This is a genomic window from Klebsiella sp. KE9456 (assembly GCF_043832615.1).
In the GTDB taxonomy this organism is placed as follows: Bacteria; Pseudomonadota; Gammaproteobacteria; order Enterobacterales; family Enterobacteriaceae; genus Klebsiella; species Klebsiella indica.
In genome coordinates, this window is record NZ_JBDYQK010000035.1 from 1 (window position 1) to 23,594 (window position 23,594).

20 protein-coding genes and 1 riboswitch are annotated in these 23,594 nt (G+C 53.5%); of the genes, 11 read left to right on the plus strand and 9 right to left on the minus strand.

The window, feature by feature from the left end:
• The 10 genes from ABK821_RS23410 to dcuB form a co-directional block, all read left to right on the plus strand.
• Positions 1-809 (plus strand): elongation factor Tu (locus ABK821_RS23410; RefSeq protein ID WP_395034182.1); only part of this gene is annotated, 809 nt, incomplete at its 5' end.
• A 228-nt stretch (positions 810-1,037) separates the two neighbouring features.
• Positions 1,038-1,421, plus strand: a complete 384-nt coding sequence (gene secE, locus ABK821_RS23415; RefSeq protein WP_138362628.1) for a preprotein translocase subunit SecE — start codon at positions 1,038-1,040, stop codon at positions 1,419-1,421.
• A 1-nt stretch (position 1,422) separates the two neighbouring features.
• Complete coding sequence (gene nusG / locus ABK821_RS23420) at positions 1,423-1,968, plus strand: transcription termination/antitermination protein NusG (protein ID WP_002438628.1); 546 nt, start codon at positions 1,423-1,425, stop codon at positions 1,966-1,968.
• A 156-nt stretch (positions 1,969-2,124) separates the two neighbouring features.
• Complete coding sequence (gene rplK / locus ABK821_RS23425) at positions 2,125-2,553, plus strand: 50S ribosomal protein L11 (protein WP_008503452.1); 429 nt, start codon at positions 2,125-2,127, stop codon at positions 2,551-2,553.
• 3 nt (positions 2,554-2,556) lie between these two features.
• Positions 2,557-3,264, plus strand: coding sequence for a 50S ribosomal protein L1 (gene rplA / locus ABK821_RS23430; RefSeq protein ID WP_138362629.1), 708 nt, complete (start codon positions 2,557-2,559; stop codon positions 3,262-3,264).
• 298 nt (positions 3,265-3,562) lie between these two features.
• The gene (gene rplJ / locus ABK821_RS23435) at positions 3,563-4,060 is read left to right on the plus strand and encodes a 50S ribosomal protein L10 (protein WP_004097644.1); all 498 of its coding nucleotides are present in this window, start codon (positions 3,563-3,565) and stop codon (positions 4,058-4,060) included.
• Between the two features lie 66 nt (positions 4,061-4,126).
• Positions 4,127-4,492: a 50S ribosomal protein L7/L12 gene (gene rplL / locus ABK821_RS23440; protein ID WP_138362630.1), complete on the plus strand. Its 366-nt coding sequence runs from the start codon at positions 4,127-4,129 to the stop codon at positions 4,490-4,492.
• A 324-nt stretch (positions 4,493-4,816) separates the two neighbouring features.
• Positions 4,817-8,845 (plus strand): DNA-directed RNA polymerase subunit beta, encoded by a 4,029-nt coding sequence (gene rpoB / locus ABK821_RS23445; protein ID WP_395034183.1) that lies wholly within the window; start codon positions 4,817-4,819, stop codon positions 8,843-8,845.
• Between the two features lie 76 nt (positions 8,846-8,921).
• Complete coding sequence (rpoC, locus tag ABK821_RS23450) at positions 8,922-13,145, plus strand: DNA-directed RNA polymerase subunit beta' (protein ID WP_142503343.1); 4,224 nt, start codon at positions 8,922-8,924, stop codon at positions 13,143-13,145.
• A gap of 951 nt (positions 13,146-14,096) precedes the next feature.
• The gene (dcuB, locus tag ABK821_RS23455) at positions 14,097-15,437 is read left to right on the plus strand and encodes an anaerobic C4-dicarboxylate transporter DcuB (protein WP_138362633.1); all 1,341 of its coding nucleotides are present in this window, start codon (positions 14,097-14,099) and stop codon (positions 15,435-15,437) included.
• Positions 15,438-15,480: 43 nt separating this feature from the next.
• Here the strand turns inward: dcuB and ABK821_RS23460 are convergent, their stop codons facing one another.
• The 9 genes from ABK821_RS23460 to rsd all read right to left on the minus strand — a co-directional run bounded on the left by ABK821_RS23460 (position 15,481) and on the right by rsd (position 22,710).
• The gene (locus ABK821_RS23460) at positions 15,481-15,798 is read right to left on the minus strand and encodes a PTS lactose/cellobiose transporter subunit IIA (protein ID WP_138362634.1); all 318 of its coding nucleotides are present in this window, start codon (positions 15,796-15,798) and stop codon (positions 15,481-15,483) included.
• A 3-nt stretch (positions 15,799-15,801) separates the two neighbouring features.
• Positions 15,802-16,107, minus strand: coding sequence for a PTS sugar transporter subunit IIB (locus ABK821_RS23465; protein ID WP_138362635.1), 306 nt, complete (start codon positions 16,105-16,107; stop codon positions 15,802-15,804).
• A gap of 486 nt (positions 16,108-16,593) precedes the next feature.
• Positions 16,594-17,727: a 2-iminoacetate synthase ThiH gene (gene thiH / locus ABK821_RS23470; RefSeq protein ID WP_395034184.1), complete on the minus strand. Its 1,134-nt coding sequence runs from the start codon at positions 17,725-17,727 to the stop codon at positions 16,594-16,596.
• Complete coding sequence (thiG, locus tag ABK821_RS23475; RefSeq protein ID WP_395034185.1) at positions 17,724-18,494, minus strand: thiazole synthase; 771 nt, start codon at positions 18,492-18,494, stop codon at positions 17,724-17,726. The genes thiH and thiG overlap by 4 nt, the downstream gene beginning before the upstream one ends.
• Before the next feature lies 1 nt (position 18,495).
• Positions 18,496-18,696, minus strand: coding sequence for a sulfur carrier protein ThiS (thiS, locus tag ABK821_RS23480; RefSeq protein ID WP_138362638.1), 201 nt, complete (start codon positions 18,694-18,696; stop codon positions 18,496-18,498).
• The gene (locus ABK821_RS23485; protein WP_395034186.1) at positions 18,680-19,435 is read right to left on the minus strand and encodes a HesA/MoeB/ThiF family protein; all 756 of its coding nucleotides are present in this window, start codon (positions 19,433-19,435) and stop codon (positions 18,680-18,682) included. The genes thiS and ABK821_RS23485 overlap by 17 nt, the downstream gene beginning before the upstream one ends.
• On the minus strand, positions 19,428-20,063 hold the full coding sequence (gene thiE / locus ABK821_RS23490; protein WP_395034187.1) for a thiamine phosphate synthase: 636 nt from the start codon (positions 20,061-20,063) through the stop codon (positions 19,428-19,430). Before thiE ends, ABK821_RS23485 begins: the two co-directional genes overlap by 8 nt.
• Positions 20,063-21,958, minus strand: coding sequence for a phosphomethylpyrimidine synthase ThiC (gene thiC, locus ABK821_RS23495; protein ID WP_395034188.1), 1,896 nt, complete (start codon positions 21,956-21,958; stop codon positions 20,063-20,065). The genes thiE and thiC overlap by 1 nt, the downstream gene beginning before the upstream one ends.
• 88 nt (positions 21,959-22,046) lie before the next feature.
• Positions 22,047-22,156, minus strand: a riboswitch (TPP riboswitch).
• A 50-nt stretch (positions 22,157-22,206) separates the two neighbouring features.
• Positions 22,207-22,710, minus strand: coding sequence for a sigma D regulator (gene rsd, locus ABK821_RS23500; RefSeq protein WP_138362642.1), 504 nt, complete (start codon positions 22,708-22,710; stop codon positions 22,207-22,209).
• 95 nt (positions 22,711-22,805) lie between these two features.
• Here rsd and nudC point away from each other — a divergent pair, with 95 nt between their 5' ends.
• The gene (nudC, locus tag ABK821_RS23505; RefSeq protein ID WP_308565108.1) at positions 22,806-23,579 is read left to right on the plus strand and encodes an NAD(+) diphosphatase; all 774 of its coding nucleotides are present in this window, start codon (positions 22,806-22,808) and stop codon (positions 23,577-23,579) included.
• The last annotated feature ends 15 nt before the right edge of the window (positions 23,580-23,594 follow it).

Consider the following 23,594-nt stretch of genomic DNA (forward strand, 5'->3'; position numbering starts at 1 on the left):
TAGGCGTTCCGTACATCATCGTGTTCCTGAACAAATGCGACATGGTTGATGACGAAGAGCTGCTGGAACTGGTTGAGATGGAAGTGCGTGAGCTGCTGTCTCAGTACGATTTCCCGGGCGACGACACCCCGATCGTTCGTGGTTCTGCTCTGAAAGCGCTGGAAGGCGATGCAGAGTGGGAAGCGAAAATCATCGAACTGGCTGGCTACCTGGATTCTTACATCCCGGAACCAGAGCGTGCGATTGATAAGCCGTTCCTGCTGCCGATCGAAGACGTATTCTCCATCTCCGGTCGTGGTACCGTTGTTACCGGTCGTGTAGAGCGCGGTATCATCAAAGTAGGTGAAGAAGTTGAGATCGTTGGTATCAAAGACACGCAGAAATCAACCTGTACTGGCGTAGAAATGTTCCGCAAACTGCTGGACGAAGGCCGTGCCGGTGAGAACGTTGGTGTTCTGCTGCGTGGTATCAAACGTGAAGAAATCGAACGTGGTCAGGTTCTGGCTAAGCCGGGCTCAATCAAGCCGCACACCAAGTTCGAATCTGAAGTGTACATTCTGTCCAAAGACGAAGGCGGCCGTCATACTCCGTTCTTCAAAGGCTACCGTCCACAGTTCTACTTCCGTACAACTGACGTGACTGGCACCATCGAACTGCCGGAAGGCGTAGAGATGGTAATGCCGGGCGACAACATCAAAATGGTTGTTACCCTGATCCACCCGATCGCGATGGACGACGGTCTGCGTTTTGCAATCCGTGAAGGCGGCCGTACCGTTGGCGCAGGCGTGGTTGCGAAAGTTCTCGGCTAATTGCTGATAACATTTGACGTAATGCGCAATAAAAGGGCATCATTTGATGCCCTTTTTGTACGCTTTCACAGCAGAACCTGGCTCATCAGTGATTTTTTGGTTCATAATCATTGCTGAGACAGGCTCTGAAGAGGGCGTTAAGTCCGAAACGCACAGAGCATTTCGGTTTGGATTGCCTCGCATACGCGGGGTGAAAATGTTTGTAGAATACTTCTGACAGGTTGGTTTATGAGTGCGAATACCGAAGCTCAAGGAAGCGGGCGCGGCCTGGAAGCGATGAAGTGGGCGATCGTTGCCGTGCTGCTGATTGTGGCCATCGTTGGCAACTTCCTTTATCGTGACATTATGCTGGCAATACGCGCGCTGGCGGTAGTGATTCTGATTGCTGCGGCAGGCGGTGTCGCGCTGTTGACGACAAAAGGTAAAGCAACGGTTGCTTTTGCCCGTGAAGCGCGTACCGAAGTCCGTAAGGTCATTTGGCCGACTCGCCAGGAAACATTGCACACCACGCTGATTGTGGCTGCGGTTACCGCAGTAATGTCACTGATCCTGTGGGGACTGGATGGTATTCTGGTTCGCCTGGTATCTTTTATCACTGGCCTGAGGTTCTGAGATGTCTGAAGCTCCTAAAAAGCGCTGGTACGTCGTTCAGGCGTTTTCCGGTTTTGAAGGCCGCGTAGCAACCTCGCTGCGTGAGCATATCAAATTACACAATATGGAAGAGTTGTTTGGTGAAGTCATGGTGCCGACCGAAGAAGTGGTCGAAATCCGTGGCGGTCAGCGTCGCAAAAGCGAGCGCAAATTCTTCCCGGGTTACGTGCTGGTCCAGATGGTGATGAACGATGCAAGCTGGCACCTGGTGCGCAGCGTACCGCGTGTGATGGGTTTTATCGGTGGTACGTCTGACCGCCCGGCACCAATCAGCGACAAAGAAGTCGATGCGATTATGAACCGGCTGCAACAGGTTGGTGATAAACCGCGTCCGAAAACGTTGTTCGAACCGGGTGAAATGGTACGCGTTAGCGATGGCCCATTTGCCGACTTTAACGGCGTAGTTGAAGAAGTCGATTACGAGAAATCCCGTCTGAAGGTATCCGTTTCTATCTTCGGTCGTGCGACGCCAGTTGAACTGGACTTTGCCCAGGTCGAGAAAGCTTAACTGCCGATCAAAAAAGCAGCGATTTAATCGTTGCATGAGGCGCGGAATTGATATACAATTTCGCGCCTTTTGTTTTTATGGGTCTGGCCCATAAAACGATTTTTTATATCACGGGGAGCCTGTTTTCAGGCGTTATACCCAAACGAGGAAATTGCAATGGCTAAGAAAGTACAAGCCTACGTCAAGCTGCAGGTTGCAGCTGGTATGGCAAACCCGAGCCCGCCGGTTGGTCCAGCACTGGGTCAGCAGGGCGTGAACATCATGGAATTCTGCAAGGCGTTCAACGCTAAAACTGAATCCCTGGAAAAAGGTCTGCCGATTCCGGTTGTTATTACCGTTTATGCTGACCGTTCTTTCACTTTCGTTACCAAAACGCCTCCGGCAGCCGTTCTGCTGAAAAAAGCGGCGGGTATCAAGTCTGGTTCTGGTAAGCCGAACAAAGACAAAGTGGGTAAAATCTCCCGCGCTCAGCTGCAGGAAATCGCGCAGACCAAAGCTGCCGACATGACAGGTGCCGATATTGAAGCGATGACTCGCTCCATCGAAGGTACTGCACGTTCCATGGGCCTGGTAGTGGAGGACTAAGAAATGGCTAAACTGACCAAGCGCATGTCCGTGATTCGCGAGAAAGTTGATGCGACCAAACAGTACGATATCAACGAAGCGATCGCGCTGCTGAAAGAACTGGCTACCGCTAAGTTCGTTGAAAGCGTAGACGTTGCCGTTAACCTCGGTATCGACGCACGTAAATCTGACCAGAACGTCCGTGGCGCAACCGTACTGCCGCACGGTACTGGCCGTTCCGTTCGCGTAGCCGTATTTACTCAGGGCCCGAACGCTGAAGCCGCGAAAGCTGCTGGCGCGGAACTGGTAGGTATGGAAGATCTGGCTGACCAGATCAAAAAAGGCGAAATGAATTTTGACGTTGTTATTGCTTCTCCGGATGCAATGCGCGTTGTTGGCCAGTTGGGCCAGGTTCTCGGTCCGCGTGGCCTGATGCCAAACCCGAAAGTAGGTACCGTAACGCCGAACGTTGCTGAAGCGGTTAAGAACGCTAAAGCCGGTCAGATTCGTTACCGTAACGACAAAAACGGCATCATCCACACCACCATCGGTAAAGTGGACTTTGACGCTGACAAACTGAAAGAAAACCTGGAAGCTCTGCTGGTTGCGCTGAAAAAAGCAAAACCGACTCAGGCGAAAGGCGTGTACATCAAGAAAGTTAGCATCTCCACCACCATGGGTGCTGGCGTCGCCGTTGATCAGTCCGGTTTGACTGCGACTGTGGCGAACTAATATTCGCCTTTACGTGGGCGGTGGATTTGTCTACAATCTTACCCCCACGTTTCTGCAAATAGCAGATATCTATGCAAGTCATAGAAAGAATTTTGTCGTTGGCCTATCCAGGCCTCCGTCGAAGACCGCAGGTGTTTCGTAAGAAACTTAATGCCCTGCGTAGACGGTGACAGAACGCTAAGATTATTTTTTATACTCTGGCTTGTTTCTGCTCACCGTATTAAGACGCTCTTCTCGTTGAGAAGAGTGAAGTGAGTTCCGGAACATGAGTTCCGGCAAACATCCAGGAGCAAAGCTAATGGCTTTAAATCTTCAAGACAAACAAGCGATTGTTGCTGAAGTCAGCGAAGTAGCCAAAGGCGCGCTGTCTGCAGTAGTTGCGGATTCCCGTGGCGTAACTGTAGATAAAATGACTGAACTGCGTAAAGCAGGTCGTGAAGCTGGCGTTTACATGCGTGTTGTTCGTAACACCCTGCTGCGCCGCGTCGTTGAAGGTACTCCATTTGAGTGCCTGAAAGACACGTTTGTTGGTCCGACCCTGATTGCATACTCTATGGAACACCCGGGCGCTGCTGCTCGTCTGTTCAAAGAGTTCGCGAAAGCGAATGCAAAATTTGAGGTCAAAGCCGCTGCCTTTGAAGGTGAGCTGATCCCGGCGTCGCAGATCGACCGCCTGGCAACTCTGCCGACCTACGAAGAAGCAATTGCACGCCTGATGGCAACCATGAAAGAAGCTTCGGCTGGCAAACTGGTTCGTACTCTGGCTGCTGTACGCGATGCGAAAGAAGCTGCTTAATCGCAGTTATCTTTGTAAAACGCTCGCTTACGTATAAACTTATTCTGATATTCAGGAACAATTTAAATGTCTATCACTAAAGATCAAATCATTGAAGCAGTATCCGCTATGTCCGTAATGGACGTTGTAGAACTGATCTCTGCAATGGAAGAAAAATTCGGTGTTTCCGCTGCTGCTGCTGTCGCTGTAGCTGCTGGCCCGGTTGAAGCTGCTGAAGAAAAAACTGAATTCGACGTAATTCTGAAAGCTGTTGGCGCTAACAAAGTTGCTGTTATCAAAGCAGTACGTGGCGCAACTGGCCTGGGTCTGAAAGAAGCTAAAGACCTGGTAGAATCTGCTCCGGCTGCCCTGAAAGAAGGCGTGAGCAAAGATGACGCTGAAGCACTGAAAAAATCTCTGGAAGAAGCTGGCGCTGAAGTTGAAGTTAAATAAGCCAACCTTTCCGGTTGCAGCCTGAGAAATCAGGCTGATGGCTGGTGACTTTTTAGTCACCAGCCTTTTTGCGCTGTAAGGCGCCAGTAGCGTTTCTCACTGTTTGACTACTGCTGTGCCTTTCAATGCTTGTTTCTATCGACGACTTAATATACTGCGACAGGTCAGATTCCTGGGCTGTGTAAATCGCAATGAAATGATTTAAGCGTGATAGAAACAGGTATTGCGGAAAGTGTTCCATTTTCCGGTCAACAAAATAGTGTTGCATAAAAAACTGCCTTATGTAGGCAGATGGGTCGACTTGTCAGCGAGCTGAGGAACCCTATGGTTTACTCCTATACCGAGAAAAAACGTATTCGTAAGGATTTTGGTAAACGTCCACAAGTTCTGGATGTACCTTATCTCCTTTCTATCCAGCTTGACTCGTTTCAGAAGTTTATCGAGCAAGATCCTGAAGGGCAGTACGGTCTGGAAGCGGCTTTCCGTTCCGTATTCCCGATTAAGAGCTACAGCGGTAATTCTGAGCTGCAATACGTCAGCTACCGTCTGGGCGAGCCCGTTTTTGACGTTAAAGAATGTCAGATCCGTGGCGTGACCTACTCGGCACCGCTGCGTGTCAAACTGCGTCTGGTGATCTACGAGCGCGAAGCGCCGGAAGGCACCGTTAAGGACATTAAAGAACAAGAAGTCTACATGGGCGAAATTCCGCTCATGACCGACAACGGTACCTTTGTTATCAATGGTACTGAGCGTGTTATCGTTTCTCAGTTGCACCGTAGTCCGGGCGTCTTCTTTGACAGTGATAAAGGTAAGACCCACTCTTCCGGTAAGGTCCTGTATAACGCGCGTATTATTCCTTACCGTGGTTCCTGGCTGGACTTTGAGTTCGACCCGAAAGACAGTCTGTTTGTGCGTATTGACCGCCGTCGTAAGCTGCCAGCCACCATCATTCTGCGGGCGCTGAACTACACCACTGAGCAGATTCTGGATCTGTTCTTTGAAAAAGTGGTCTTTGAGATCCGCGACAACAAGCTGCAGATGGAACTGGTGCCGGAACGCCTGCGTGGTGAAACCGCCTCCTTTGATATTGAAGCCAACGGCAAAGTGTACGTCGAAAAAGGTCGTCGCATTACTGCGCGCCATATTCGTCAGCTGGAAAAAGACGATATCAAACATATCGAAGTTCCGGTTGAGTACATCGCGGGTAAAGTGGCGTCTAAAGACTACGTTGATGAATCCACTGGCGAACTGATCTGCGCAGCGAATATGGAGCTGAGCCTGGATCTGCTGGCGAAGCTGAGTCAGTCTGGTCACAAGCGCATCGAAACCCTGTTCACCAACGATCTGGATCACGGCCCGTACATTTCTGAAACGGTACGTATCGACCCGACCAACGATCGTCTGAGCGCGCTGGTAGAAATCTACCGCATGATGCGCCCGGGTGAGCCGCCGACGCGTGAAGCGGCTGAAAGCCTGTTTGAGAACCTGTTCTTCTCCGAAGACCGCTATGATCTGTCTGCGGTTGGTCGTATGAAGTTCAACCGTTCTCTGCTGCGCGACGAAATTGAAGGTTCCGGTATCCTGAGCAAAGACGACATCATTGACGTGATGAAGAAGCTCATTGATATCCGTAACGGTAAAGGCGAAGTCGACGATATCGACCACCTCGGCAACCGTCGTATCCGTTCCGTAGGCGAAATGGCGGAAAACCAGTTCCGCGTTGGCCTGGTGCGCGTTGAGCGCGCGGTGAAAGAGCGTCTGTCTCTGGGCGATCTGGATACCCTGATGCCTCAGGACATGATCAACGCCAAACCGATTTCTGCGGCAGTGAAAGAGTTCTTCGGCTCCAGCCAGCTGTCTCAGTTTATGGACCAGAACAACCCGCTGTCTGAGATTACGCACAAACGTCGTATCTACGCTCTCGGCCCTGGCGGCCTGACCCGTGAACGCGCAGGCTTTGAAGTTCGAGACGTACACCCGACTCACTACGGTCGCGTGTGTCCTATCGAAACGCCTGAAGGTCCGAACATCGGTCTGATCAACTCCCTGTCCGTGTACGCACAGACTAACGAATACGGTTTCCTTGAGACGCCGTATCGTAAAGTTACCGACGGCGTGGTGACTGACGAAATTCATTACCTGTCTGCTATCGAAGAAGGTAATTTCGTTATCGCTCAGGCGAACTCCAACCTGGATGATGAAGGCCACTTTGTAGAAGATCTGGTTACCTGCCGTAGCAAAGGCGAATCCAGCTTGTTCAGCCGCGACCAGGTTGACTACATGGACGTTTCCACCCAGCAGGTGGTTTCCGTCGGTGCGTCCCTGATCCCGTTCCTGGAACACGATGACGCCAACCGTGCATTGATGGGTGCGAACATGCAACGTCAGGCGGTTCCGACTCTGCGCGCCGATAAGCCGCTGGTGGGGACCGGTATGGAACGTGCTGTTGCCGTTGACTCCGGTGTAACCGCGGTTGCGAAACGTGGTGGTACCGTTCAGTACGTGGATGCGTCCCGTATCGTTATTAAAGTTAACGAAGACGAGATGTACCCGGGCGAAGCAGGCATCGACATCTATAACCTGACCAAATACACCCGCTCTAACCAGAACACCTGCATCAACCAGATGCCGTGCGTTTCTCTGGGTGAGCCGGTTGATCGCGGCGATGTGCTGGCTGACGGTCCGTCCACCGACCTCGGTGAACTGGCGCTGGGTCAGAACATGCGCGTCGCGTTCATGCCGTGGAACGGTTACAACTTCGAAGACTCCATCCTCGTTTCTGAGCGTGTTGTCCAGGAAGACCGTTTCACCACCATCCATATTCAGGAACTGGCCTGTGTGTCCCGTGACACCAAGCTGGGGCCGGAAGAGATTACCGCTGATATCCCGAACGTGGGTGAAGCTGCGCTCTCTAAACTGGATGAATCCGGTATCGTTTATATTGGTGCGGAAGTGACCGGCGGCGACATTCTGGTCGGTAAGGTAACGCCGAAAGGTGAAACCCAGCTGACGCCGGAAGAGAAACTGCTGCGCGCGATCTTCGGTGAGAAAGCGTCTGATGTTAAAGACTCTTCTCTGCGCGTACCAAACGGTGTTTCCGGTACCATTATCGACGTTCAGGTCTTTACTCGCGATGGCGTAGAGAAAGACAAACGTGCGCTGGAAATCGAAGAGATGCAGCTGAAGCAGGCGAAGAAAGACCTGTCTGAAGAATTGCAGATCCTCGAAGCTGGTCTGTTTGGCCGTATCTACGCGGTACTGGTCGCTGGCGGCATTGAAGCTGAGAAGCTGGACAAACTGCCGCGCGATCGCTGGCTGGAACTGGGCCTGACCGACGAAGAGAAACAAAATCAGCTGGAACAGCTGGCTGAGCAGTATGACGAACTGAAACACGAGTTCGAGAAAAAACTCGAAGCGAAACGCCGCAAAATCACCCAGGGCGACGATCTGGCACCGGGCGTGCTGAAGATTGTTAAGGTATATCTGGCTGTTAAACGTCAGATTCAGCCTGGTGACAAAATGGCAGGTCGTCACGGTAACAAGGGTGTTATCTCTAAGATCAACCCGATCGAAGATATGCCTTACGATGAAAACGGCACGCCGGTAGACATCGTACTGAACCCGCTGGGCGTACCGTCTCGTATGAACATCGGTCAGATTCTGGAAACCCACCTGGGTATGGCTGCAAAAGGCATCGGCGATAAGATCAACGCGATGATCAAGCAGCAGCAGGAAGTCGCGAAACTGCGCGAATTCATCCAGCGTGCGTACGATCTGGGCGCTGACGTTCGTCAGAAAGTTGACCTGAATACCTTCAGCGATGAAGAAGTTCTGCGTCTGGCTGAAAACCTGCGTAAAGGTATGCCAATCGCAACGCCGGTGTTCGACGGTGCGAAAGAGTCTGAAATCAAGGAACTGTTACAGCTGGGCGGCCTGCCGACTTCCGGTCAGATCACCCTGTTCGACGGTCGTACCGGTGAGCAATTCGAGCGCCAGGTTACCGTTGGCTACATGTACATGCTGAAACTGAACCACCTGGTTGATGACAAAATGCACGCTCGTTCCACCGGTTCCTACAGCCTGGTTACTCAGCAGCCGCTGGGTGGTAAGGCGCAGTTCGGTGGTCAGCGCTTCGGGGAGATGGAAGTGTGGGCGCTGGAAGCATACGGCGCAGCATACACCCTGCAGGAAATGCTCACCGTTAAGTCTGATGACGTGAACGGCCGTACTAAGATGTATAAGAACATCGTGGACGGCAACCATCAGATGGAACCGGGCATGCCGGAATCCTTCAACGTTCTGTTGAAAGAGATTCGTTCGCTGGGTATCAACATCGAACTGGAAGACGAGTAATTCTCGCTCAAACAGGTCACTGCTGCCGGGGTAATACCCGGCAGCGGAATGTGCTAACTCCGACGGGAGCAAATCCGTGAAAGACTTATTAAAGTTTCTGAAAGCGCAAACTAAAACCGAAGAGTTTGATGCGATCAAAATTGCTCTGGCTTCGCCAGACATGATCCGTTCATGGTCTTTCGGTGAAGTTAAAAAGCCGGAAACCATCAACTACCGTACGTTCAAGCCTGAGCGTGACGGCCTTTTCTGCGCCCGTATCTTCGGGCCGGTAAAAGATTACGAGTGCCTGTGCGGTAAGTACAAGCGCCTGAAACACCGTGGTGTGATCTGTGAGAAGTGTGGCGTTGAAGTGACCCAGACTAAAGTACGCCGTGAGCGTATGGGCCACATCGAGCTGGCGTCTCCGACTGCTCACATCTGGTTCCTGAAATCTCTGCCGTCTCGTATCGGCCTGCTGCTCGATATGCCGCTGCGCGATATCGAACGCGTACTGTACTTCGAATCCTATGTGGTTATCGAAGGCGGTATGACTAACCTGGAACGCCAGCAGATCCTGACTGAAGAACAGTATCTGGACGCGCTGGAAGAGTTCGGTGACGAATTCGACGCCAAGATGGGTGCGGAAGCTATTCAGGCCCTGCTGAAAAGCATGGATCTGGAGCAAGAGTGCGAAACGCTGCGTGAAGAGCTGGAAGAAACCAACTCCGAAACCAAGCGTAAAAAGCTGACCAAGCGTATCAAACTGCTGGAAGCGTTCGTTCAGTCTGGTAACAAACCAGAGTGGATGATCCTGACCGTTCTGCCGGTTCTGCCGCCAGACCTGCGTCCGCTGGTTCCGCTGGATGGTGGTCGTTTCGCCACGTCGGATCTGAACGATCTGTATCGTCGCGTGATCAACCGTAACAACCGTCTGAAACGTCTGCTGGATCTGGCTGCGCCGGACATCATCGTACGCAACGAAAAACGTATGCTGCAGGAAGCGGTTGACGCCCTGCTGGATAACGGTCGTCGCGGTCGTGCGATCACCGGTTCTAACAAACGTCCTCTGAAATCTTTGGCCGACATGATCAAAGGTAAACAGGGTCGTTTCCGTCAGAACCTGCTCGGTAAGCGTGTTGACTACTCCGGTCGTTCTGTTATCACCGTAGGTCCATACCTGCGTCTGCATCAGTGCGGTCTGCCGAAGAAAATGGCGCTGGAGTTGTTCAAACCGTTCATCTACGGCAAGCTGGAACTGCGTGGCCTCGCCACCACCATCAAAGCCGCGAAGAAAATGGTTGAGCGTGAAGAAGCTGTCGTGTGGGATATCCTGGACGAAGTGATCCGCGAACACCCGGTACTGTTGAACCGTGCGCCAACACTGCACCGTCTGGGTATCCAGGCATTTGAACCGGTACTGATCGAAGGTAAAGCTATCCAGCTGCACCCGCTGGTTTGTGCGGCATATAACGCCGACTTCGATGGTGACCAGATGGCTGTTCACGTACCGCTGACGCTGGAAGCCCAGCTGGAAGCGCGTGCGCTGATGATGTCTACCAACAACATCCTGTCCCCGGCGAACGGAGAACCTATCATCGTTCCGTCTCAGGACGTGGTATTGGGTCTGTACTATATGACCCGTGACTGTGTTAACGCCAAAGGCGAAGGCATGGTGCTGACTGGCCCGAAAGAAGCTGAGCGTATTTATCGCGCTGGCCTGGCCTCTCTGCATGCGCGCGTTAAAGTGCGTATCACTGAATACGAAAAAGATGCTAACGGCGAATTCGTTGCGCACACCAGCCTGAAAGACACGACCGTTGGCCGTGCCATTCTGTGGATGATCGTACCGAAAGGTCTGCCTTTCTCCATCGTCAACCAGGCGCTGGGCAAGAAAGCGATCTCCAAAATGCTGAACACCTGCTACCGTATTCTGGGCCTGAAACCGACCGTTATTTTTGCGGACCAGACGATGTACACCGGCTTTGCTTATGCAGCGCGTTCAGGTGCATCCGTTGGTATCGACGATATGGTTATCCCGGAGAAGAAACACGAGATCATCTCCGAAGCGGAAGCCGAAGTTGCTGAGATCCAGGAACAGTTCCAGTCTGGTCTGGTCACCGCGGGCGAACGCTATAACAAAGTTATCGATATCTGGGCTGCGGCGAACGATCGTGTATCCAAGGCGATGATGGACAACCTGCAAACCGAAACCGTGATTAACCGTGACGGTCAGGAAGAGCAGCAGGTTTCCTTCAACAGCATCTACATGATGGCCGACTCCGGTGCGCGTGGTTCTGCGGCACAGATTCGTCAGCTGGCTGGTATGCGTGGTCTGATGGCGAAGCCAGATGGCTCCATCATCGAAACGCCAATCACCGCGAACTTCCGTGAAGGTCTGAACGTACTCCAGTACTTCATCTCCACGCACGGTGCGCGTAAAGGTCTGGCGGATACCGCACTGAAAACAGCGAACTCCGGTTACCTGACTCGTCGTCTGGTTGACGTTGCGCAGGATCTGGTGGTGACTGAAGACGACTGCGGCACGCACGAAGGTATCCTGATGACGCCGGTTATCGAGGGTGGCGACGTTAAAGAGCCGCTGCGCGATCGCGTACTGGGTCGTGTGACTGCTGAAGACGTACTGAAGCCGGGCACCGCAGATATTCTGGTTCCGCGCAACACGCTGCTGCACGAACAGTGGTGTGACCTGCTGGAAGAGAACTCTGTTGACGCCGTTAAAGTGCGTTCCGTTGTATCCTGTGACACCGACTTTGGTGTATGTGCGCACTGCTACGGTCGTGACCTGGCGCGTGGCCACATCATCAACAAAGGTGAAGCTATCGGCGTTATCGCGGCACAGTCCATCGGTGAGCCGGGTACACAGCTGACGATGCGTACGTTCCACATCGGTGGTGCGGCATCTCGTGCGGCTGCTGAATCCAGCATCCAGGTGAAAAACAAAGGTAGCATCCGTCTGAGCAATGCGAAGTCGGTTGTGAACTCCAGCGGTAAACTGGTTATCACCTCCCGTAACACCGAGCTGAAACTGATCGACGAATTCGGTCGTACCAAAGAGAGCTATAAAGTGCCTTACGGCTCTGTTATGGCGAAAGGTGATGGCGAGCAGGTTGCCGGCGGCGAAACCGTTGCAAACTGGGACCCGCACACCATGCCGGTTATCACCGAAGTCAGTGGTTTCGTCCGCTTTACTGACATGATCGACGGCCAGACCATTACGCGTCAGACTGACGAGCTGACCGGTCTGTCTTCTCTGGTGGTTCTGGATTCCGCAGAGCGTACTAGCGGTGGTAAAGATCTGCGTCCGGCGCTGAAAATCGTTGATGCTCAGGGTAACGACGTTCTGATCCCTGGCACCGATATGCCTGCGCAGTACTTCCTGCCGGGTAAAGCGATTGTTCAGTTGGAAGATGGCGTACAGATCAGCTCTGGTGACACCCTGGCGCGTGTTCCGCAGGAATCTGGCGGTACCAAGGATATTACCGGTGGTCTGCCGCGCGTTGCTGACCTGTTCGAAGCGCGTCGTCCGAAAGAGCCGGCAATCCTGGCTGAAATCAGCGGCATCATTTCCTTCGGTAAAGAAACCAAAGGTAAACGTCGTCTGGTTATCACCCCGGTAGACGGTAGCGAGCCGTACGAAGAGATGATTCCGAAATGGCGTCAGCTCAACGTGTTCGAAGGTGAACGTGTAGAACGTGGTGACGTGGTTTCCGATGGCCCGGAAGCGCCGCACGACATTCTGCGCCTGCGTGGTGTTCATGCTGTTACGCGTTACATCGTTAACGAAGTACAGGACGTATACCGTTTGCAGGGCGTTAAGATTAACGATAAACACATCGAAGTTATCGTTCGTCAGATGCTGCGTAAAGCCACCATCGAAAACGCAGGTAGCTCCGACTTCCTGGAAGGCGAGCAGGTTGAATACTCCCGCGTCAAGATCGCTAACCGCGACCTGGAAGCGAACGGCAAAGTGGGTGCAACGTTCTCCCGCGATCTGCTGGGTATCACCAAAGCGTCTCTGGCAACCGAGTCCTTCATCTCTGCGGCATCGTTCCAGGAGACCACGCGTGTCCTGACTGAAGCAGCCGTTGCGGGTAAACGCGACGAACTGCGTGGCCTGAAAGAGAACGTTATCGTGGGTCGTCTGATCCCGGCCGGTACCGGTTATGCGTACCACCAGGATCGTATGCGCCGCCGTGCTGCGGGTGAACTCCCGGCTGCACCGCAGGTGAGCGTGGAAGAAGCGTCTGCTAACCTGGCAGAGCTGCTGAACGCCGGTCTGGGCGGTTCCGATAACGATTAAGCGTTGATTCGCTAATCCCTTAAAAAGCCAGTCAGGTTTCCTGACTGGCTTTTTTTATTGCTGCACGTTTTTAACGGTGTTGATGCAGTAACCATACTGACAGCGGCATGTAAGAACAGCACATGAAACCCGCCACCTTTTCTATTCCACCGATTAGCGTCTTTATTTATTTTATCTACCTTTGAATTACATTTTATTAATATAGTTAATGCAATTAATTAGCAAATAAAACATATCCAATAATTATCTATACCCTAAATTATTCGAGTTGCAGGAAGGCGGCGACGCAGTGAATCCCCGGGAGCGTACTCCAGTACGTGACTGGGGTGAACGAGGAAAGCCAACGCACATGCAACTTGAAGTATGACGGGTATATACGCTAAATAATTCGAGCGGTCGGAAAGGGATTAATTATTTGCACGGTGATTGCGTAGGACTGAAGGGGCTGAAGCTCAGGGATGAGACGCAGTTAACGCATACGCAACATGAAGTGTGACTGGCATATTGTCTATTTCTTTAGACCGTTGCTCATTAATAGATAAAAATTCTACATGTATCAAAAAACAAGTTTTGCAAACTCTATATAGTTAAAAAAATTAAATAATCACGTGATTACTTTTCCTCATCCTTTTCAGTTTACCGCAACTGAGGGGGATTGCTGTGCCTGTAGGCTGGAGGAGGTGAGCAAATAAAAACAAAGCGGAAAATGGAGTACTGTCGTTATTTAATGGATATACGCGTTATCGTTCGAACGGTGTCATTAGTGACTGCCCATTGAAATCCCAGTCACCTGGTTATCTTATGCTGGCGCGATTAAATGGGAGATTGCTTGCCTCTCACGGGAGGCGAGCTTCTGGCCGGTCAAATTCGTTGCGACGAATTTGTTACTTGCTTTGCGGTCACGATGCATCTTGAAAGGTTTTGTGTATAGCCATAGCCTCTGGGGGATGCATGGAATTTACTATACAACTCATTATTATCTTAATCTGTCTGTTCTATGGCGCGAGAAAAGGCGGCATTGCGCTCGGCCTGTTAGGCGGCATCGGGCTGGTTATTTTAGTCTTTGTCTTTCATCTAAAACCGGGTAAACCACCCATCGATGTCATGCTGGTGATTATCGCAGTGGTGGCCGCGTCGGCAACGCTACAGGCTTCCGGTGGTTTAGATGTTATGCTGCAGATTGCCGAAAAGCTTCTGCGACGCAACCCAAAATATGTCTCGATCGTGGCGCCATTCGTCACCTGTACGCTGACGATACTCTGCGGTACCGGGCATGTGGTTTATACTATCCTGCCGATTATTTACGACGTTGCGATTAAAAATAACATTCGCCCGGAGCGGCCGATGGCGGCAAGCTCGATTGGCGCCCAGATGGGCATTATTGCCAGTCCGGTTTCCGTTGCGGTCGTCTCGCTGGTGGCTATGCTTGGCAATTTTACTTTTAACGGCAGGCACCTTGAGTTTCTCGATCTGCTGTCGATAACCATTCCATCAACGCTGCTGGGCATCCTGGCGATTGGTATCTTTAGCTGGTTCCGCGGTAAGGACCTGGATAAAGACGAAGCCTTCCAGGCCTTTATTGCTGTGCCGGAAAATCACCATTACGTATATGGCGATACGGCTACGTTGCTGGATAAAAAGCTGCCGACCAGCAACTGGATTGCAATGTGGATTTTCCTTGCGTCTATCGCGGTTGTCGCCTTACTCGGCGCTTTTTCCGAACTGCGTCCGGCGTTCGATGGCAAACCGCTGTCGATGGTTCTGGTGATCCAGATGTTCATGTTGTTCTCCGGGGCGCTCATTATCATCATTACCAAAACCAATCCAGCGTCGATTTCGAAAAATGAGGTCTTCCGTTCGGGGATGATCGCCATTGTCGCGGTGTATGGCATTGCGTGGATGGCGGAAACCATGTTCGGCGCCCATATGAGCGAAATTAAAGGCGTGCTCGGAGAGATGGTTAAAGAGTATCCGTGGGCCTACGCTATCGTTCTGCTGCTGGTGTCCAAGTTTGTTAACTCCCAGGCGGCGGCGCTGGCGGCGATTGTTCCGGTCGCGTTGGCGATTGGCGTTGACCCGGCCTATATCGTTGCTTCCGCGCCCGCCTGCTATGGCTACTATATTTTGCCGACCTACCCAAGCGATCTGGCGGCAATTCAGTTCGACCGTTCAGGTACGACGCATATTGGCCGCTTTGTGATTAACCATAGCTTTATTTTGCCCGGGTTAATCGGCGTCAGCGTCTCTTGTGTCTTTGGTTGGGTGTTTGCAGCGATGTACGGCTTTCTTTAGGAGAATGCAGGCGCCGTTTGCGGCGCCTGTTAAAGAACAGGGATTATTGGGGGGGCGGCAGGCGGCGATAGAGCTCAATCATATCGGTCGCCAGATCCTGAATGACCATCGCATTCATCAGGTGGTCCTGAGAATGCACGGTAATCAGGTTGACCGGAAGCTTACCGCTGCCTTCGTCGAGGCCGATGAGCTGGGTCTGAATTTTATGCGCCTGTTTGACAAACTCACGGGACTCCGCCATGGCCTGCTCTGCTGCGGCAAAATCGCCTTTACGCGCCAGTTGCAGCGCGGTTAAAGCAGAACTGCGCGCTGCGCCCGCGTTGACCAGCAGCTCCATGATTATTGTCTCTAAATCTTCCATCGCTTATTCCATCAGCTTCAGGGCTTTATCAAGCACCGCATCACCTTTCATCATGCCGTAATCCATCATATCGATAACGGCGACTTTTTTTCCTAACGGGTCCGCCAGCGCCTGTAGTTTGGCTTGCTCGTACTTCACCTGAGGGCCGAGCAGGATAATATCGGCTGCCGCAAGATTATCTTTAAACTCGGCGACCGGTACGGCTTTGATGGAGACGTCAACACCTTTTTGTTGTGCAGCCGCCTGCATGCGTTGCACCAACATGCTGGTGGACATACCTGCGGCACAGCATAAAACGATATTCTTCATAATGGGTGGCCCTTATGTTCCTTGATGAATCATGTTTATCGCGGGCTCGCAGGACGGACAACCGCTTTACGGTGATTGTGTGTAAGTCATCACAAAATAATGAAACCGGTTTCTTTTTGCGACTGAAAACAACGGAACGCCTGGAGCAGTACGAAGGGGCTGCCATTCATCAGAACTCTTTTTGGTAAGACAGTTTGCATTGTGCTCTGCGTAAGGCTGGCTGAGTCTGTCGGCATCGCTTCTTTGCTAACATCAGAAGTATCCGAGCCCTTTCGCTGAATGGCTGTCACTATCCTGCAGAGAACATCTGCGATATCACGGGGTTATTGCAAGGGGGCAGGGCGAAAATGAGGAAGAGAGGTATTTCGCCCTGGACAGCATCCGTTGCTGACGAGAACACCATAGAGAAACGGGCATCTGGTCACCACCGCCCGTTTCTCTTATTACGACCTGGCACGGAAAGATTTCAGTCAGTTACATCACGCTTCATGATGACTGGGAAGCGCGTCCCAGCCAGCTATCCCAGTCTTTCCATACCGGCTGCAGTCCGCTGGCAACCAGCGCCCTGGCGACCTCTTCAGGGCGGCGCTCATCGTGGGGGGCGAACTGCTCCAGTTCAGGATGGTTATCAGCATAACCGCCGGGCTGAGTTTTCGAAAAGGCGCTGACATTGTTAATCGCCAGCGGGATGACCCGATCGCGGAACCAGGAGGACTCACGGGTCGAGAGCGAAAGCTCAATTTCCGGGGCCAAAAGGCGAAAAGCGCAAATGGCTTGCACCAGTTGACGTTCATCCATCAGAGACGCGGGTTCGATACCGCCAGCGCAAGGGCGTAATCGCGGAAAAGAGATGGAGTAACGGCTGCGCCAGTAGTGCTGCTGCAGCCACAACAGGTGTTCCGCCACCATAAAGCAATCCACGCGCCAGCTGTCGGAAAGACCAATCAATGCGCCGATGCCAATTTTGTCAATTCCCGCTTGTCCGAGCCGGTCCGGCGTATCCAGCCGCCAGAAGAAATCCTGTTTTTTCCCTCTCAGATGATGTTTCGTATAGATACTTTCATGGTAAGTCTCCTGATAGACCATTACCCCATCCAGTCCAAGCGTTTTCAGCTCGGCGTACTCTTCCGTCGCCAGCGGCTGTACTTCCATATGCAAAGAGGCGAACTGGCGGCGAATGGCGGGCAAATGCTGTCGAAAGTAATCCATGCCGACTTTGCCCCGGTGTTCACCGGTGACCAACAGCAGATGCTCGAAGCCCATTTCGCGGATCGCCGCACACTCACGAGCAATTTCTGCATCGTCCAGGGTTTTGCGCTTGATATGGTTGCTCATTGAGAAGCCGCAGTAGGTGCAGTCATTGGCGCACAGATTGGAAAGATAGAGCGGGACATAGAAACTAACGGTATTGCCAAAACGTTGGCGCGTCAGACGCTGGGCGCGCTGGGCCAGAGGCTCCAGATAGCCAGCGGCGGCAGGGGAGAGCAGGGCCATCATATCGTCGCGACTGAGTTGTTTCGCCGCCAGCGCGCGTTCAACGTCGCGCGGTGTTTTACTGTTGATACGCAGGCGAATGTCGTCCCAGTCCAGTTGCCGCCAGCGGTCAGTGAAAGTTTTCATGCCAGCGCCTCCAGAAAGCCGGTTAGCGGGCTGGTGGCCTGTGCCAGGGCACTGCGGGCACCCGGACCTGCTTGTCGCGCCAGCAATCCGGCATCGATCGCCAGGCGGAACGCGCGGGCCATCGCCACCGGATCGTCGGCGACGGCGATGGCGGTATTCACCAGCACCGCGTCGGCACCCATTTCCAGCGCCAGCGCCGCATGGCTGGGGACGCCGATACCGGCATCGACCACCACCGGAACCGTGGCCTGCTCAATAATAATCTCCAGCATGGCTTTGGTTTCCAGTCCCTGATTGGAGCCGATAGGGGCACCGAGCGGCATCACCGCTGCACAACCTGCCTCTTCCAGACGTTTACACAATACCGGGTCGGCACCGCAGTAGGGCAGCACGACAAAGCCTTCACGCACCAGAATTTCCGCCGCTTTCAGGGTTTCAATCGGGTCTGGCAGCAACCAACGGGCATCCGGGTGGATTTCCAGTTTCAGCCAGTTTGTTGCCAGCGCTTCCCGTGCCAGACGGGCGGCGAACACGGCTTCTTCCGCCGTTTTCGCCCCGGAGGTATTGGGCAACAGGCTGACGCCTGCCGCCAGCAGCGGCGCGAGGATAGCGTCATTATGCTGGCGCAGATCGACGCGTTTCATCGCCAGCGTGACTAACTGGCTGCCGGAGGCGCGTATCGCCTCCACCATCACTTCCGGTGTGGCGAACTTACCGGTGCCGGTAAGAAGATGTGATGCAAAGGTTTTATCTGCAATACGTAACATGTCAGCCTCCAGCGATGACCTGAAAAAGCAGGATATGGTCGCCTTCCTGCAGAAGATGATGTTCCCACCGATCGCGCGGCAGGATCTGTTGATTGAGCGCCAGCGCGACGCCTGGCTGTTGTTGTTCCAGTTGAGCAAGCAGGGCGGCGACGGAGGTCGCTTCGGCGCACTGCAACGGCTCATCGTTAAACCACACCCGCATGCTGACCTCCACATACCGGACATCCATGGGCACGCTGTAATGCGAGAGTGCGCCAGTTACCGGTGCGGGCATCGAACAGGCGCAGAATATTACGCGGCGCTGCCATACCGCTGAGCAGCTTAATGGTCTCCAGCGCCTGTAAGGTGCCCATCATGCCGACAACCGGGCCAATGATGCCCGCTGTCCGACAGTTGCGTTCGGGTTCGGCTGCATCAGGCCATAAGCAGCGATAACAACCCTGTTCCCATGGCGGCGTCAGCACCATTAGCTGGCCTCCAAGCCCGACGGCGCTGGCGGTAATCAGCGGTGTTGCAAGGCTGACGCAGGCGGCATTGATGGCCTGTCGGGTGACCATGTTATCGGTGCAGTCCAGCACGACATCGGCTTTTGTTACTTCATCCCGCAGCGCCGGGCCGCTTAATCTCTGCTGTAATGTCACCAGCGCAATGTGCGGATTGAGCTGCGCCAGCCGCGCCCTGGCGGCAGAGGTTTTCGGTTGGGCGATATCATCGCTGGTGAACAGAATTTGCCGTTGTAAGTTACTGACGTGTACTTTGTCGTCATCGGCCAGTACCAGCGTGCCGACACCGGCCCCGGCCAGATAGAGAGCGGCAGGTGACCCCAGCCCGCCGAGGCCGACGATTAACACCCGGCTGGCGAGCAATTTTTGCTGCCCTTCAATGGCGATATCCTCCAGCAGCAACTGGCGGCTATAGCGCATAAAATCGCTGTCATTCATCTCCGGCTCCCGCTATCTCCAGCAATTGTGCCGTTGCCTGGCACCAGTCAGCAGCCTGAGTAATGGCGCTGACGACCGCGATACTACCAACACCGGTTGCCAGTACCGCCGGAGCGCGTTCGAGGCCGATCCCGCCGATGGCAACGGTGGGGTAATCGCCAAGACGTTCAATATGGCGCGCCAGTTGTTCCAGTCCTTGTGGCGCGGACGGCATCTGTTTGGTTTGCGTCGGGAAAACATGACCGAGGGCGATATAGGAGGGGCGAGCCGCCAGCGCGATGTCAATTTCCATGTCATCGTGGGTGGAGACGCCAAGACGCAGCCCTGCCTTGTGGATTGCGCTGAGGTCAGCGGTTTCCAGATCCTCCTGGCCGAGATGCGCCCCGTAAGCGTTGTGTTTGATCGCCAGTCGCCAGTAGTCATTGATGAACAGGCGGGCATTGTAGCGGCGGCCCAGCACGATAGCGGCTGATACATCGTCCTCCACCTCTTCGTCGCGCTTATCCTTGATACGTAACTGGATAGTGCGAACGCCTGCGCTCAGCAAGCGCTCGATCCACTCTACGCTATCAACAACCGGGTAGAGCCCTAAACGAAAAGGGACGGATGGGAAATCGGGCTGATACATTATGCTTCCTCCTTCCTGAGATAGATTTCACCGCCTTTGACGCGGAAGTTTTCTGACATATCCGCCATTCCTGCTTCGATGGTCTGTGTCGCCGCGTAGTCGCGGACTTCCTGGCTGATCTTCATTGAACAGAATTTTGGCCCGCACATGGAGCAGAAGTGCGCCACTTTACCGGACTCCTGCGGCAGCGTTTCGTCGTGGTAAGCGCGGGCGGTGAACGGGTCAAGCGCCAGGTTAAACTGGTCTTCCCAGCGGAACTCAAAGCGGGCTTTCGACATGGCGTTATCGCGGATTTGCGCGCCAGGATGGCCTTTTGCCAGGTCGGCGGCATGCGCCGCGATTTTGTAGGTGATCAGTCCCTGTTTCACATCCTCTTTGTTCGGCAGGCCGAGGTGCTCTTTTGGCGTTACGTAGCAGAGCATGGCGCAGCCAAACCAGCCAATCATTGCCGCGCCAATGCCGGAGGTGAAGTGGTCGTAGCCCGGCGCAATATCGGTGGTCAGTGGCCCTAAGGTGTAGAACGGCGCCTCAAAGCAGTGTTCCAGCTCTTCGGTCATGTTACGGCGGATCATCTGCATCGGTACGTGGCCAGGGCCTTCAATCATCACCTGCACGTCGTACTCCCAGGCAATTTTGGTCAGCTCGCCCAGCGTGTGCAGCTCGGCAAACTGCGCTTCGTCGTTCGCATCCTGAATTGATCCCGGACGCAGGCCGTCGCCCAGCGACAGCGAGACATCGTAAGCGGCGCAGATTTCGCAGATTTCGCGGAAGTGCTCGTAGAGGAAGTTTTCTTGATGGTGAGAGAGGCACCATTTCGCCATGATCGAACCGCCGCGCGAGACGATACCGGTCAGACGTTTTGCGGTCATTGGCACATAGCGCAGCAGCACACCCGCATGGATGGTGAAGTAGTCTACCCCTTGCTCGGCCTGCTCCAGCAGCGTGTCGCGGAAGGCTTCCCAGGTGAGATCTTCGGCGATCCCGTTTACTTTCTCCAGCGCCTGATAGATCGGCACGGTGCCGATCGGTACCGGGCTGTTACGCAGGATCCACTCGCGGGTTTCGTGAATATAGCGGCCGGTTGAGAGGTCCATCACCGTATCTGCGCCCCAGCGCGTTGACCACACCAGTTTTTCCACCTCTTCTTCAATGGAGGAAGTGACCGCGGAGTTGCCGATATTGGCGTTGACCTTCACCAGGAAGTTGCGTCCGATGATCATCGGTTCGGATTCCGGGTGGTTGATGTTGGCCGGGATAATCGCGCGACCGGCGGCCACTTCGTCACGAACAAATTCCGGCGTGATGTTTTCCGGCAGGCGCGCGCCAAATCCAACGCCCGGATGCTGCTGGCGTAATACATCGCCGCGAATGCGCTCACGCCCCATGTTTTCACGGATAGCGATGAACTCCATTTCCGGGGTCACAATCCCCTGACGCGCATAATGCAGTTGCGTGACGCACTTGCCCGCTTTGGCGCGCTTCGGCGTGAGCAGCCCCGTAAAACGCAGCTCGTCCAGCCCATCATCGGCCAGACGTTCTTTGGTGTACGCCGAGCTACGGTCGGTCAATTCTTCGCTGTCTGCGCGTGCCTCAATCCAGGGCTGACGCAGTTTTGCCAGCCCCTGCTGAACGTTAATGGCGACATCAGGATCGCCATAGGGGCCAGAGGTGTCATAGACCGGGATGGCTTCGTTCTCTTCGTATTGCGGATTCTCTTTGCTGCCGCCGATGAGCGTGGGACTTAGCTGGATTTCACGCATCGGAATGCGGATGTCCGGTTGTGAGCCGGTCATATAAATACGTTTTGAGTTCGGAAAGGCGGTGCCTTCCAGGGTGTCGATAAAGTGTTGGGCCTGGGCGCGTTGTTCGCGGCGAGTCAATTTTGTTGCAGACATAGCTCATTCCAAAAAGTGAAGGACGTGGCTTGTCAGACGACGGAGGAGTAATGGATGTGCGTTTGTTGCCCGTACAGGCTGACGCATAAAGCAGTTTACTCTTGTTCCCTTCGCAGGTATTAGCCTGATCAGGTTCCGCGGATCCCGAATTAACGGTCTCAGCCTGTGCTTTCGCACACGGCACTCCGACAAGATGTAACCCCGGCGACGGGGCAATGGATGTAAATTACTCGTTACTGCTTCATAACTCAAGCAGGCTTTGCAATTCCGCTTTTATCCTGGGCGTTAAGCTTCAGATGATTGCCGGAAGCCAGCAGAATGAGCCTATCTTCCAGCGTAAACCGTGCTTCCAGCGCTTCACCGATGTCGGAAAGCACCTGCTGAAACTCCGCATAATTATCGTGATCGATCGCGTTCTCCAGACTGGAGTCGTAATATTCCATGATCTGTTGAGTATTGGCTTCCAGTAATGCGTGGAGGCGCGTTGCGGCCGAACGTGGGTTTCCCTCTTCCATTTCACGAATAATGTGTTCATAAATACTGAAGTGTCCGGCGGAAAGGTAATCGACCAGACCCTGACAAAAATCATCCAGCGCTTTTTCATTCAACCGCATGTACGATTCTTTGCCAGGCTTAATGCCAACCAGATTGTAGTAAGCCACGAGCAAATGCTTACGTACCTGTAGCCAGCGATCGACCAGTTGATTGTTGCCTCCAACACGTTCCGTCAGGTTTTCCAACTGGTTTAACATGGTTGACTCCGCAAGTTTTAAAGAGAAATACGTTGCTCACCGGAATGTAAATATAATGTTAAAAGTGCCAGCAAAATAAAGGTAGTGCAATAGATATGGATCGTATTATTGAAAAATTAGATTGTGGCTGGTGGATCGTCAGCCACGAACAGAAATTATGGTTGCCCCGCGGGGAATTACCACATGGCGAAGCGGTAAATTTTAATCTTGCAGGGCAGTCCGCGTTGAGGATAGGAGAATGGCAAGGGGAGCCAGTCTGGCTGGTTTGTCAGGATCGGCGGCATGATATGGGATCGGTACGGCAGGTCATCGATCAGGATGTTGGTCTGTTTCAACTGGCGGGGCGGGGGGTACAACTGGCGGAATTTTACCGTTCGCACAAATTCTGCGGATACTGCGGTCACCCTATGCACCCGAGCAAGACCGAATGGGCGATGCTGTGCAGCCACTGCCGCGAGCGTTACTATCCGCAGATTGCTCCCTGCATTATTGTCGCCATCCGCCGGGATGATTCTATTTTACTGGCGCAGCATACCCGTCATCGCAACGGTGTGCACACGGTGCTGGCCGGGTTTGTTGAAGTGGGGGAAACTCTGGAGCAAACCGTTGCCCGCGAAGTGATGGAGGAGAGCGGCATTAAGGTGAAAAACCTGCGTTATGTCACTTCGCAGCCCTGGCCGTTCCCACAATCGCTGATGACGGCGTTTATGGCGGAGTATGACAGCGGCGAGATAGTCATCGACAAGAAAGAGCTGCTGGAAGCGGGCTGGTATCGCTATGACGATCTTCCGTTGTTGCCGCCGCCGGGCACGGTGGCACGCCGTTTGATCGAAGACACTGTGGCAATGTGTCGGGCTGAGTATGAGTGATGGTACACTGGCACC

Excerpts from the sequence above, each read along its gene's own strand:
- secE (WP_138362628.1), top strand. The coding sequence starts at position 1,038 with ATGAGTGCGAATACCGAAGCTCAAGGAAGCGGGCGCGGCCTGGAAGCG.
- nusG (WP_002438628.1), top strand. The coding sequence starts at position 1,423 with ATGTCTGAAGCTCCTAAAAAGCGCTGGTACGTCGTTCAGGCGTTTTCC.
- rplK (WP_008503452.1), top strand. The coding sequence starts at position 2,125 with ATGGCTAAGAAAGTACAAGCCTACGTCAAGCTGCAGGTTGCAGCTGGT.
- rplA (WP_138362629.1), top strand. The coding sequence starts at position 2,557 with ATGGCTAAACTGACCAAGCGCATGTCCGTGATTCGCGAGAAAGTTGAT.
- rplJ (WP_004097644.1), top strand. The coding sequence starts at position 3,563 with ATGGCTTTAAATCTTCAAGACAAACAAGCGATTGTTGCTGAAGTCAGC.
- rplL (WP_138362630.1), top strand. The coding sequence starts at position 4,127 with ATGTCTATCACTAAAGATCAAATCATTGAAGCAGTATCCGCTATGTCC.
- rpoB (WP_395034183.1), top strand. The coding sequence starts at position 4,817 with ATGGTTTACTCCTATACCGAGAAAAAACGTATTCGTAAGGATTTTGGT.
- dcuB (WP_138362633.1), top strand. The coding sequence starts at position 14,097 with ATGGAATTTACTATACAACTCATTATTATCTTAATCTGTCTGTTCTAT.
- ABK821_RS23460 (WP_138362634.1), bottom strand. The coding sequence starts at position 15,798 with ATGGAAGATTTAGAGACAATAATCATGGAGCTGCTGGTCAACGCGGGC.
- ABK821_RS23465 (WP_138362635.1), bottom strand. The coding sequence starts at position 16,107 with ATGAAGAATATCGTTTTATGCTGTGCCGCAGGTATGTCCACCAGCATG.
- thiH (WP_395034184.1), bottom strand. The coding sequence starts at position 17,727 with ATGAAAACTTTCACTGACCGCTGGCGGCAACTGGACTGGGACGACATT.
- thiG (WP_395034185.1), bottom strand. The coding sequence starts at position 18,494 with ATGTTACGTATTGCAGATAAAACCTTTGCATCACATCTTCTTACCGGC.
- thiS (WP_138362638.1), bottom strand. The coding sequence starts at position 18,696 with ATGCGGGTGTGGTTTAACGATGAGCCGTTGCAGTGCGCCGAAGCGACC.
- ABK821_RS23485 (WP_395034186.1), bottom strand. The coding sequence starts at position 19,435 with ATGAATGACAGCGATTTTATGCGCTATAGCCGCCAGTTGCTGCTGGAG.
- thiE (WP_395034187.1), bottom strand. The coding sequence starts at position 20,063 with ATGTATCAGCCCGATTTCCCATCCGTCCCTTTTCGTTTAGGGCTCTAC.
- thiC (WP_395034188.1), bottom strand. The coding sequence starts at position 21,958 with ATGTCTGCAACAAAATTGACTCGCCGCGAACAACGCGCCCAGGCCCAA.
- rsd (WP_138362642.1), bottom strand. The coding sequence starts at position 22,710 with ATGTTAAACCAGTTGGAAAACCTGACGGAACGTGTTGGAGGCAACAAT.
- nudC (WP_308565108.1), top strand. The coding sequence starts at position 22,806 with ATGGATCGTATTATTGAAAAATTAGATTGTGGCTGGTGGATCGTCAGC.